The sequence below is a fragment of the Algoriphagus sp. genome (assembly GCF_024642405.1).
Taxonomy (GTDB): Bacteria; Bacteroidota; Bacteroidia; order Cytophagales; family Cyclobacteriaceae; genus Algoriphagus.
In genome coordinates this window covers 1-11,979 of sequence record NZ_JAHEBC010000109.1, presented here as the reverse complement: position 1 = coordinate 11,979, position 11,979 = coordinate 1, and the positions used below count along the sequence as shown (strand labels likewise).

General features: G+C 37.6%; 12 protein-coding genes and 1 pseudogene. 5 read left to right on the top strand and 8 right to left on the bottom strand.

What is annotated here, in order from left to right; translation table 11 throughout:
- Nucleotides 1–385: membrane dipeptidase (locus Q0L68_RS10160; RefSeq protein WP_296702511.1), on the bottom strand; the 385-nt coding region annotated here is incomplete at its 3' end.
- Nucleotides 386–504: 119 nt separating this feature from the next.
- Here Q0L68_RS10160 and Q0L68_RS10155 point away from each other — a divergent pair.
- The 3 genes from Q0L68_RS10155 (at nucleotide 505) to Q0L68_RS10145 (ending at nucleotide 3,762) form a co-directional block, all read left to right on the top strand.
- Nucleotides 505–1,017, top strand: a complete 513-nt coding sequence (locus Q0L68_RS10155) for a 3-hydroxyanthranilate 3,4-dioxygenase (RefSeq protein ID WP_296702509.1) — start codon at nucleotides 505–507, stop codon at nucleotides 1,015–1,017.
- 80 nt (nucleotides 1,018–1,097) lie between these two features.
- On the top strand, nucleotides 1,098–2,384 hold the full coding sequence (gene kynU, locus Q0L68_RS10150; RefSeq protein ID WP_296702507.1) for a kynureninase: 1,287 nt from the start codon (nucleotides 1,098–1,100) through the stop codon (nucleotides 2,382–2,384).
- 25 nt (nucleotides 2,385–2,409) lie between these two features.
- Nucleotides 2,410–3,762, top strand: a complete 1,353-nt coding sequence (locus Q0L68_RS10145; RefSeq protein WP_296702504.1) for an NAD(P)/FAD-dependent oxidoreductase — start codon at nucleotides 2,410–2,412, stop codon at nucleotides 3,760–3,762.
- A gap of 30 nt (nucleotides 3,763–3,792) precedes the next feature.
- Here the strand turns inward: Q0L68_RS10145 and Q0L68_RS10140 are convergent, their stop codons facing one another.
- The 6 genes from Q0L68_RS10140 to tpiA form a co-directional block, all read right to left on the bottom strand.
- Nucleotides 3,793–5,319 carry a GH3 auxin-responsive promoter family protein gene (locus Q0L68_RS10140; protein ID WP_296702502.1) on the bottom strand — a complete coding sequence of 509 codons (1,527 nt, stop codon included), beginning with the start codon at nucleotides 5,317–5,319 and terminating at the stop codon, nucleotides 3,793–3,795.
- Complete coding sequence (gene lptB / locus Q0L68_RS10135; protein WP_296702499.1) at nucleotides 5,319–6,056, bottom strand: LPS export ABC transporter ATP-binding protein; 738 nt, start codon at nucleotides 6,054–6,056, stop codon at nucleotides 5,319–5,321. The genes Q0L68_RS10140 and lptB overlap by 1 nt, the downstream gene beginning before the upstream one ends.
- Before the next feature lies 1 nt (nucleotide 6,057).
- Entirely contained in the window at nucleotides 6,058–7,782 is a 1,725-nt protein-coding gene (recJ, locus tag Q0L68_RS10130) for a single-stranded-DNA-specific exonuclease RecJ (protein ID WP_296702496.1), read from the bottom strand.
- A gap of 89 nt (nucleotides 7,783–7,871) precedes the next feature.
- Nucleotides 7,872–8,060 carry a hypothetical protein gene (locus Q0L68_RS10125; protein ID WP_296702493.1) on the bottom strand — a complete coding sequence of 63 codons (189 nt, stop codon included), beginning with the start codon at nucleotides 8,058–8,060 and terminating at the stop codon, nucleotides 7,872–7,874.
- A 1-nt stretch (nucleotide 8,061) separates the two neighbouring features.
- Nucleotides 8,062–8,889, bottom strand: coding sequence for a 50S ribosomal protein L11 methyltransferase (prmA, locus tag Q0L68_RS10120; RefSeq protein WP_296702491.1), 828 nt, complete (start codon nucleotides 8,887–8,889; stop codon nucleotides 8,062–8,064).
- A gap of 6 nt (nucleotides 8,890–8,895) precedes the next feature.
- A complete protein-coding gene (gene tpiA / locus Q0L68_RS10115) occupies nucleotides 8,896–9,657 on the bottom strand; it encodes a triose-phosphate isomerase (protein WP_296702488.1) in 762 nt (253 codons plus the stop codon).
- A 73-nt stretch (nucleotides 9,658–9,730) separates the two neighbouring features.
- On the opposite strand from tpiA, the gene Q0L68_RS10110 reads away from it, so the two are divergent.
- On the top strand, nucleotides 9,731–10,240 hold the full coding sequence (locus tag Q0L68_RS10110; protein ID WP_296702485.1) for a regulatory protein RecX: 510 nt from the start codon (nucleotides 9,731–9,733) through the stop codon (nucleotides 10,238–10,240).
- On the opposite strand, the gene crtD is transcribed toward Q0L68_RS10110, so the two are convergent.
- Nucleotides 10,237–11,709, bottom strand: coding sequence for a 1-hydroxycarotenoid 3,4-desaturase CrtD (crtD, locus tag Q0L68_RS10105; protein ID WP_296702483.1), 1,473 nt, complete (start codon nucleotides 11,707–11,709; stop codon nucleotides 10,237–10,239). The genes Q0L68_RS10110 and crtD overlap by 4 nt on opposite strands.
- Before the next feature lie 150 nt (nucleotides 11,710–11,859).
- Between crtD and Q0L68_RS10100 the strand changes: the two are divergent.
- A pseudogene (locus Q0L68_RS10100) lies at nucleotides 11,860–11,979 on the top strand (ABC transporter permease); the annotation flags it as partial.

The following is an 11,979-nucleotide window of genomic DNA, read 5'->3' as shown; positions in this document are numbered from 1 at the left end:
TTTTTTCCAGAATACTATCAAACTGTGTTTTAATCTCTTCAAGTGAAGCCGTTTCATTTCCAATTCCAGCAGCATTTTCTACAGAAGCAATGATACCGACGTTGTTTTGACTTTTCCAATTAGAAAGAAATTCTGGGCCAGCAAAACTTAAATCCAAGGGGTTTTTCTCCAACAAATTCTGAAAAATATCAGCTTGCTTACTGGCAAGTTTCATCGATTGAGGATTGACATCTGTATAAATAGCCAAAACCTGCATCCTTACACCACCAGCTTTCAAAAAAGGAATTGCGCATGCAATATCATCTTTAGAATAGGGGTTGGCTGCAGGCACTTTTGCAAGATAAGAAAGCAAGTCGCAATGAAGATCAACAATTGGTAAAGTCATGATTTTGGGCTTTGAAACAAAGTAAACCAAAAAAGCGCATGATTTTTAATACTTTTAAGCCTGATTAGTGTTACATACTTTGAAAGGCAAATTTCACATTTAACAGAAATAATAAGCTAATGGCAATATCTAAACCCTTCAACTTTAAAAAATGGATCGATGAAAATAGACACTTGCTAAAGCCACCAGTGGGTAATAAGCAAGTTTATCTTGATAATGAGGACTTTATCATTATGGTGGTAGGAGGACCAAACTCCCGAAAAGATTATCACTACAATGAAGGAGAAGAGTTTTTTTATCAACTTGAAGGTGACATCGTTTTAAAAATCATTGAAGATGGTAAGCCCAAAGACCTTCATATCAAAGAGGGAGAAATTTTTCTTCTTCCTCCAAAAGTTCCTCATTCTCCAAGAAGACCAGCTAATACAATTGGATTGGTGATTGAGCGATATAGAAAGGCAGGAGAAAAAGATGGTTTTATCTGGCATTGCGAAAATTGCGGAGAAAAACTTTACGAAGAGTATGCAGATGTAACAGATATAGTAAATCAACTTCCTCCAATTATGGAGAGATTTTGGTCGGATCCAGAAAATACTTCCTGCAAAAACTGCGGGACAGTGATGGAGAAGTAAATAGGAAAGTTCTTTTCAAAACGAATCTAAATAAGTTTGATGTTTTTGAACAAGAAGTTGCTGAATTAAGATGTATAAATATGACCCAAATAGATTATAAGTTTTCAGAGGATTTTGCAAAGAAAATGGATTCTGAAGATCCGATGAGAAGATTTAGAGATCGGTTTTTCTTTCCACAGGTAAATGGAAAAGAAGCTATTTATTTTTGCGGAAATTCTTTAGGGCTTCAGCCAAAGTCTGTAAAATCCTACCTTGAAAAAGAACTTGATAATTGGGCCAGATTGGGAGTAGATGGGCATTTCCACGGAGAAGATGCCTGGTATCATATTCGACAAAAGTCTAAGCCGGCATTGGCAGAGATAGTTGGAGCTCATACGCATGAAGTGGTAGCAATGAATAATTTGAGTTCAAACCTACATTTCTTGATGGTTTCCTTTTATCAACCCACCAAAGAGCGAAACAAGATCATTGTGGAGGCTGGAGCTTTTCCATCGGATATGTACATGCTGGAATCTCAGGTACGATTTCATGGTTTAGAACCTGATGAAGTGATTGTGGAGCTGAAACCAAGAGAAGGAGAGCATACCCTTCGCACCGAGGATATTTTAGCAGAAATAAAAAATCAGGGAGATTCTTTGGCATTGGTCAATATGGCAGGTCTGCAATACTACACTGGTCAGCTTTTTGATATAAGAGCAATTACTGAGGCAGCACATAATGAAGGTGCATATGCAGGGTTTGATTTGGCTCATGCAGCAGGAAATGCCAGATTAAAATTGCATGAATGGAATGTTGATTTTGCTACTTGGTGCAGCTATAAGTATATGAATTCTGGTCCTGGAAATGTTTCCGGAATATTTGTTCATGAACGATTTGCAGAAAGGCCTGATCTTCCAAGATTTGCTGGCTGGTGGGGTCATGATGAAGGTCAAAGATTCTTGATGGAGAAAGGATTTATTCCTATGCTTGGAGCAGATGGATGGCAAGTCGCTAACAGCAATGTTTTAGCTTTGGCTGCGCATCAGGCCTCTTTAGATATATTCCAAGAAGCCGGAATAAAAAATCTTAGACTTAAAAGTGAAAAGCTTACAGGCTATTTAGCCTATTTAATAGAACAAATCAGCGGAAAATCAGGCATTTTGGAAATTATTACTCCAAATAACCCTGCCGATAGAGGTTGTCAACTATCTTTGCACATTCATCGAGGAGGCAAAGCTGTATTCGATGAGTGGTATAGTCAAGGAGTTGTTGGTGATTGGAGAAATCCTAATGTGATCCGATTGGCACCTACTCCTTTGTATAATAGTTTCTTAGATGTCTACAGATTTGGTCTGATTTTGGAACAAAGCCTTAAAAAATTCGCTTAAAGAAACTGGGATAAAACTTATCCGAATGAAGAAAAATGAAATATCTATTTTAGGTGCTGGTCTAATCGGCTCTTTAATAGCAATTTATCTTAAGCGTCAAGGTCTTGAAGTAACTGTTTACGACAAGAGGCCGGATAAGCGTAAAACACCTTATTACGAAGGCGGAAGGTCTATTAATATGGCTTTAAGTCATAGAGGCTGGAAAAGTTTAGAAGAGGTTGGTTTGAAGGATAAGGTTTTACCTCTATCCATTCCAATGTATGGAAGGAAAATCCACGATGAACACGGAGGAACTTCTTTTATCCCCTACGGTAAGCAAGGACAAGCCATCTATTCGATTTCAAGAGGAAAGTTTAATCAACTTCTTGCTGAAGAGGCTGAAAGATTAGGTGCTGAATTCAAATTTGAGCATAAATGCTTAGAAGTAAATTTCCCTTCACAAGAAGTTACTTTTGAAACTCCTGAGGGAGAAATGAAGCTTAATGCTCCGGTTCTTATTGGAGCAGATGGGGCTTATTCAGCTTTGAGACTGAGTATGCAAAAGCAAATCCGCTTCAATTACAAGCAAGAATATATTTCTCATGGATACAAGGAACTTACTATTCCTGCTACTGCCAGTGGGGAGTTTGCTATGGACCCAAATGCATTACATATCTGGCCCAGGGGCAAATTTATGTTAATAGCATTGCCAAATCCTGATAAATCCTTTACATGTACCCTGTTTTTACCTTTTGAAGGGACTAAGGTATGTTTTGATAAAATCATCGATAAAACTGATCTGGTAAGTATCTTCAGTAATTATTTTGATGATGCCTACCACCTTATGCCGGATTTGGTAGATGAGTTTTTCAGAAACCCTACTTCCGCATTGGTGAACGTAGATTGCTACCCATGGGTACAAGGACAAAGTTTATTAATCGGTGATGCATCTCATGCAATGGTTCCTTTTTATGGACAAGGCATGAATTGTGGTTTTGAAGATTGTTATATCCTGAATAGTTTAATTGATAAACTCGGAACTAACACTTGGGATCTGGTTTTTGAGAAATTTCAGAAAAACAGAAAGCGCGACACAGATGCTATTTGTCAATTGGCCATGGAGAATTTCATAGAAATGAGGGATTCTGTCGCAGATCCTAAATTTTTATTAAGAAAGAAAATTGAGGCGAAGTTATACGAACTTTACCCTAAGGATTGGATTCCTCTTTATAGCATGGTCACCTTCTCTGATCTTAGTTATTCCGAAGCCTATGCTCAAGGAAAACTTCAGGAAGCAATCATGGATAGGGTCATGGAAGATCCTTTGATCACGGAGAATTGGAACAAACTCGATTATGAGGATATAATATTCCAGATGGAAACAGCAAAAGCGGTTTAAATGACCGCTTTTTTACTTTTAGTGGGGGATTTAATTTTTTTGTGTCAGACTTAAAATCTCATCTAAATATTCACGACTATTTGAGAGTCTAGGGATTTTGTGTTGACCTCCAAGCTTTCCTTTTTTACCAAGCCAATTTTCGAATATTCCATGAGGTGCTGAATGAATAATGGGAGCGACTAAAGCTAAATCCTTATACCTTTTAGCATCATAATCTGAATTGATCTCTCTCAAATGCTGGTCTAAAAGTTCATTGAATTTTAGCTGATCTGAAGGCTCTTTATGAAATTCTATTAGCCATTCATGTGCACCTTTTGACCCGGAATTATCAAAATAAACGGGGGCAGCAGTAAAGTTAACGATTGTCGCTCCTGTATGCTCTGCAGCAAATTGGATTGCTTTCTCAGCATTTTCAACAATCACTTCTTCTCCAAATGCATTTATAAAATGCTTTGTTCTACCAGTTATTTTAAAGCGATAGGGTTTTATGGAAGTAAATTTAACCGTATCCCCGATTTTATATCTCCACAAACCTCCATTGGTACTGATAACCATCGCATAATTCTTTCCAATTTCTACGCCTGCAAGAGGGACTACAATAGGATTTTCTTTTTCCCAGTCCTCCATGGGTATAAATTCATAAAAAATCCCATAATCCAAGAGAAGCAATAATTCCTCAGAATCTGGTTGATCCTGAATCCCAAAAAATCCCTCAGATGCATTGTAAGTTTCTACATAGCGCATTTTTTTGGATGGAATTAATTCCTTGAAAAGACTTCTGTAAGGCCCGAAGGCAACCGCTCCATGAAAGAAAACCTCTAAGTTGGGCCACACTTCCAAAATATTTTTGGCCTTTTTTATTTCAAGTATACGCTTCATTAAAACGATGGTCCATGTAGGAACTCCTGCAATACAGGTCACATCTTCATCCATGGTCTCTCTTGCCATTTTTTCAATTTTGGCTTCCCATTCGCTCATCAATGCCGTTTCCAAAGAGGGTGTTCTAACAAAATATGCCCAAATTGGAAGGTTCTGCATGATTACAGCGGATATGTCACCAGCTCTGGCCGATCCTTGTGGATTTAAAGGGTTTTTTTCAAGGGTTCCTCCAATGGTCAAGCTTTTTCCCGCAAAAAGTCTGGAGTCTGGATAGTTGGCAATGTAAAGGGATACCATATCTTTCCCACCACTATAATGGCAATCTTCCAAGCTTTCGGTTGATACGGGTATATATTTGCTTCTTGAAGAAGTAGTTCCTGAAGATTTGGCAAACCAATTAATGTCAGTATTCCAAAGCACATTTTGAGTTCCTTTCATTGTTTTATCAATGTAAGGTTTGATCCCTTCGTAGTCTAAAATTGGAACTTGCCTGGCGAAATCATCATAATGCTTGATTGAAGCAAAGTTGAATTCTCTTCCAAATTCAGTATTTTTTCCCGCTTCAATTAATTCAAAAAATGTAGTGTCCTGTACCTGAATTGGATTCTTTTTGAAGTTTTCAATCTGACCTATGCGGTTTTTGAAAATCCAGGTCATAAAGGAATTTAATACCTCCATTACTTAAAAATTTTACGTTTTAGCTCAAATTGACTGCCTAAATAAACTTTTCTTACCTGCTCATCAGCAGCCAGCTCTTCTGCAGTTCCAGCTTTCAAAAGTCTTCCTTCAAACATTAAATAAGCTCTATCAGTAATGGAAAGTGTTTCGTTGACATTATGGTCAGTGATCAAAATCCCAATATTTTTGTCTTTTAGTTTGGCTACAATAGTCTGAATTTCTTCTACTGCTATCGGGTCTACCCCTGCAAAAGGTTCATCTAATAATACGAATTTGGGATCAACTGCCAATGCTCGCGCAATTTCTGTTCTTCTTCGCTCCCCGCCAGAAAGAACCATTCCTAGATTTTTTCTAACATGCGTCAAACTGAACTCTTCCAAAAGACTCTCAACTTTTTCTTTTCTCTCTTGCTTTGGCATTTTGGTCATTTCCAAAACTGCCATGATATTTTCTTCTACAGATAATTTTCTAAAAACTGATGCCTCTTGAGCCAAATATCCAATCCCTAGCTTCGCTCTTTTATACATTGGTAAGCTCGTAATATTTTCATCTTCAAGAAAAATCTTGCCTTCATTAGGCTGGACTAAACCAACAATCATGTAAAAGGAAGTTGTTTTACCTGCCCCGTTAGGGCCAAGTAAGCCCACAATTTCACCTTGTTGCACCTCGACGGAAATATCATTAACCACACGTCTGCCTTTGTATATTTTGACAAGGTTTTCGGCTCTTAGCATCATATCAGTCAAATTTGATGTCTTTCACGTAAAGTTGCAAGCTTGATTTATCTCTAAAAAAATTTTCTCTCATTTCAGCAACAAGGTCAAAACGCATTTTCCCCTGAAGCATTTTTACAATGGTGTGATCTGGGTCCTTAGCACGATCTGCCAGCCCAAAACCTAAACAAACCGGTTTTGTTACTTGCCCATCTTGTACAATATTGAATCGCAAATGCTTGTCTTTTAAGATGATGACATTTTCGGCATAGGCTTGGTTGATCCTGAAAACCGGTTCAGGATTCCCGGGGCCAAATGGTGCCATTTGTTTCAAGATATTATAAAATTTGTAATTAATTTGATCCAAAAGCAGTTCATCGTCTACTTCAATAACAGGCTTGCGGTGCACTTCCTCTATTCTGCTTTTGACAACCTTCTCAAACATTTCCTGAAAATCAGGTACATTATCCACCGGTAAAGTAAGTCCCGCAGCATACTTATGTCCTCCAAATTGATCTAAGAGTCCGGCACATTCTGCGATTGCTTCATAAATATCAAAATCTACGACTGATCTGGCACTTCCTGTAGCCTTGCCGTTAGATTCGGTTAGGATAATTGTAGGTCTGTAATATTTTTCAATACATCTACTAGCTACTATTCCTATCACTCCTTTATGCCAATCTTCTTTAAAAAGAACGGTAGAATTCCATTCAATAGATTCCTCCCGGTCTGCAATCATTTCAAAAGCCTCTTTGGTGATATTTTCATCGAAATTTCTGCGCGTTGTATTCACCTCATCTACCAATTTTGCACGCTCAATAGCCAGATTCAAATCGGTTGAAATTAAAAGTTCCACTGAAGCTTTAGCATGCTCTAACCGACCCGAAGCATTGATCCTTGGCCCTATTTTGAAAACAATATCAGAGATGCCAATTTCCTTTTCGATTTTGGCACTCAACATCAGCGCTTTAAGACCTGGTCTGGGAGTATTATTGATTTGATCTAGGCCATAATAAGCCAAAATTCGGTTTTCACCCGTGATTGGGACAATATCTGCAGCAATACTCACCACCAATAAATCCAGGTAAGGATATAAGGTTGCTTCATCGATATTTCTATTTTTTGCTATTGCTTGAATAAGCTTAAATCCGACACCTGCTCCACTGAGTTCCTTATAAGGATAGTCACAGTCGCTTCTTTTCGCATCTAGTACTGCAACAGCCTGAGGTAGCTGATCTCCTGGTGTATGGTGGTCGCAAATAATAAAATCTACACCTAGCTCTTTGGCCATTTTTACTTTATCAATGGCTTTGATACCGCAGTCTAGTGCTATGACCAGTTTATAGTCATTCTCTGCTGCTAATCGGACACCTTTATCTGAAATGCCGTATCCTTCTTTGTAGCGATCTGGTATATAAAAATCAACTTTGGAATAAAAGGTCTGAAGAAAACTATAAACCAATGCAACAGCAGTGGTGCCGTCCACATCATAATCTCCATAGACCATGATTTTCTCGTTCTGATCAATCGCTTTCTCTATTCTATCTATCGCCTCTTTCATATCTTTCATGAGAAAAGGATCATGCAAATGGCTTAAACTTGGACGAAAGTAGTTTTTGGCAGTTTCATAGCTTTCCACCCCTCGATTAAAAAGCATGTTGGAAAGGATGGGATTAACATTGATCTCCCTTCCTAGTTGCTCAACTAGCTCTATTGAGGTTCTGGGCTTTTGCTTCCAAACGTATTCCATGGGGGTTGCTCTCGGTTTATAAAAGGTAAAAGAGTATTTACATTAATCGCCTAAACTGATGAAAAAGTTCTGAAATAAAGAATTTGAAGTTAAGCTTTTCCCTTTTTGTATTGAAACCAAAAATACCCCGGGAAAATGAGTGCTTTTAATTTCCAGTCATTTTTCTCCCGAATACTCAGGTTTGAATCTTGATGCACAGAACGATACATTTTACCCGCCAAAAGGCAATGTCCAATCAAAGCAGCAAAAATGACTGCATAAATAATCAATTCATTCATTTCAATTTTTTTGTAAAATCAGTGCTGCCCAATTGTCCTTACTCAGTTTGCTGATTAAACTTAAGCCCATAGGTTTGGCACATTCCAAAAGATCGTCTACATCTTCATTATAAAACCCGCTAAGAAATAAGTGGCCTTTTGGAGGAATTAAGTCAGCATAGATTTTCATTTCATCCAGCAACACGTTTTTATTGATATTGGCTAGAACTATATCAAAAGGGCCTTCCGGATTGACTTCTCTAATGGTTCCGATTTCCATCCTGGTAATTAAGCCATTTAAGTCAAAATTTTCATTTCCATTTTCTACGCACCATTCATCAATATCAAAGGCCTTCACTTCTTTTGCTCCAAGTAAATGGGCCATAATAGCTAAAATCCCGGTTCCAGACCCAACGTCTAGTACTCGCTTTCCTCTGTGATCTATCTCTCCCTGATGTTTGAGCATCTGGAAAGTAGTCGCATGATGACCTGTTCCAAAAGACATTTTGGGATTGATGACAATTTCATATTTATATCCAGGGTTAGGTTGATGAAATGAAGCTCTGACGAAAACTAGATCATCAACTTCAATTGGATCATAATTTTTTTCCCATTCTTCATTCCAGTTGACTTTCGGCATTTTACTCTCGTGCCAGGTGATTTCAGCAGGGAGCTTATATTTCTCTATTAAGTTTAAAAATGATTCCCGGTCAAATTCATTTTCAGGTGCATAGGCATCTAATCCTTCTTCTGTTTCCAAAAAAGAATTAAAGCCTATTTCCGCCAATTCAGCTATCAGGATTTCCCGGAAATCTTCCAGGCAGTTAATTTTTAATTCCAGGTAATCCATTTTTATTTAGAAAGATTTAATGATATCTACAAAGTCTCTTGACTTTAAAGAAGCTCCACCAATTAGGCCGCCATCCACATCAGGTTTTGAGAAAATCTCTTTGGCATTTTTGGGATTACAGCTTCCGCCATATAATATCGAAGTATCTTGAGCGATATCTTTTCCATATTTACTGGCAATATGTCTTCTAAGTGCGGCATGCATTTCCTGAGCCTGTTCAGCAGAAGCCGTTTTACCTGTTCCTATCGCCCAAATTGGTTCGTAAGCAATTACTACTTTGCTAAAATCATCAGGGCTTAAATCAAAAAGACTTTGAGTCAATTGGAATTTAACATTAGGCTCGTGAGTCCCAGCTGTTCTGATATCCAATGATTCTCCACAACAAAAAATAGGCTTTAAACCATGTGCTAGAGCCTCTTTGACTTTAATTGCTAAGAGTTCGTTTCCTTCATTGAAATATTCTCTTCTTTCACTGTGTCCAATGATTACATATTCTACCCCAAATGAAGCAATGATTTTTGCGGAAACTTCACCGGTAAATGCTCCGGATTCTTTATCTGAACAATTTTGTGCACCAATGGAAATTCCTTCAGTTTCGCCGATTAGTTTCTTAACCGGGAAAATATGTGGAAAAGGTGGGTTTAAGATTGCAAGGACATCTTTTACATTTTCATCTTTATACATGTTGACAATTTCGGAAGTCAGTTTTTGACCTTCTTCAAAAGTCATGTTCATTTTCCAGTTGCCGGCAACGATTTTCTTACTCATAGTTAGGGGTGTTTAAAGTCATTAGGTTTGAAAGAAAGATTTTCAAAGGTAATTTGTCTTAAAATTAAAGAAAATGTCCGTCTGGCGAAAAAATAACAGTGATCAGTCAATAAAAAAGTCTTGGAGCCTAGATGAAGCCAAAGAAAAGCTCTCCACTTTTTGCGCTTATCAGGAACGTTGTATTTGGGAAACCAGACGTAAGCTTTATGAGAAAGGGATCAAAGATTCTAACTCAGACGAGTTGATAGATTATTTAATTCAGGAAAAGTTCATCGATGAAGAACGCTATGCAAGATCTTTCACCAGGGGAAAGTTTAGATTAAAGAAATGGGGGAGAGGTAGGATTTCGAGAGAGTTAAAAATGCGCCAAATCAGTGAAGGAGATATTCGTAAAGGTCTCTCAGAAATCGATCCTCACGAATATTATGATACACTTTTGTCTCAAGTTGATAAGCATTGGGAAAGAATCAAAGAATCCGATCCATACAAAAAGAAATATAAGCTGATTCATTACCTGATTTCTAAAGGCTTTGAACAGGATTTGATCAAAGAGGCTATTGAGGAGGCAGGATTTGAGGATTAATCTGAATCTGGAATCATCTCAGACATGATTTTTGCCGAAAGCAAGCAAAGAGGAATACCTCCGCCAGGATGAACAGAACCCCCACAGAAATACAGATTCTTAATTTTTGAAGAATAATTAGCGTGTCGAAGGAAGGCTGAAAACTTATTATTGGAAGAGTTTCCATACAGAGCTCCCTGCGCACTCGAGGTTTTCATTTCGATTTTCCGAGGATCCAGTATTTCTTCAACTTCAATTAACGGTTCTACATCAGTTTTTAAAATCCGGTTGAGCTTATGAATTATATTCCTCTTAGCCTCAGCGATCATCTGATCCCAATCCTGTCCCTTGTTATTAGGTACATTAATCATAGTAAACCAATTCATACTGTCCTTTGGAGCATCATCTGGTTTATAGACGGAAGTAATATTAATATAAACCGTGGGGTCATGATAAATGCTTCCTTTTTTGAAAATATGATCAAACTCCTCTAGGTAATTATCCGAAAAGAAAATATTGTGTAGATCTAACTCTGGAAAATTTCTCTGTATTCCCCAATAAAAAATCAGAGCGGAACTGGATTTCGGTTGGTTTAATAGAAGTTTTGGTTGTCTTTGTTTTTTCAAAATGGTCTTATAGGCATTGACCATATCCATGTTATTGATAACTAGATCTCCATTGATTTTTTTGTCACCAATTTTCACTCCAACAGCTTTTTCTTTTTCCACTACTATTTCTTCGACCTTTTGGTCAAAATGATACCTGACACCAAGTTCCTTAGAAAGTTTATATAAGCTCAGCGTGATGTCATGCATTCCTTTTTTTGGAAAAAAGGCACCAATGTTAAACTCAAGATGTGGGATGATATTTAACGTAGCTGGCGTTTCATAAGGGTTGGAGCCATTATAGGTGGCATATCTATTAAAAAGCTGGACAAGTTTTGGGCTATCGAATTGCTTTTCATTTGCCTCATTCATGGTAGAGAAAATCCCAAGTTTTCCCATTTTTAAATAGGATTTTAAAGCTTCAGGATTTGTCCATGTTTTTAACTCATGCAATGATCTGTGCATGAATAGGGGAGAAAGATGCTCATAAATGAAGGAGGATTTTTCCAGAGCATTTTTGATATGTGAAGATGGTTCCCCTAATTTTTTTTCAACCTCCTCTGCAAATTTATCCAGATCGGAAAAAGCTTTTAAATTCTTTCCATCTTCCCAAAAATAATGACAAGCTACAGGGAGCCTTAAGTAATCAAAATGTTCTTTTGGTGATTTCCCAGCCAGAGAAAAGAGTTCTTCAACTTGCTCAGGTAAGGTGAAAAGAGATGGGCCTGCGTCAAACCTATATCCTCCTATTTCAATTTCTGAAAGCTTCCCGCCCGGATAAGAATTCGCTTCATACACTTCGACATCATAGCCTTTCAAAGCTAAGCGAATGGCAGAAGCGATGCCGGCGACGCCAGAACCAATGATTATTGCTTTTTTTGCCATGAGGTTAAATTCATCTGCTAAACTAGTATTTTTTTGGAGGCAAATCCATTCACAAATTTGTGATCGATTTTTCTTTTAATCTTATTTCGAAAGAATCTATTGATTTAGAATTCAGTTTAATATTAACCCTTCAATGCTTACTTTTGATAGATGCTTAAAGAAATCTCCGTCTTGGTCAAGAAAGAACTCACCTTAGAGTGGAGACAGAAGTACGCTTTAAATGGGATTTTACTCTATGTGGTTTCAGCAGTTTTTATCACATATTTGAGT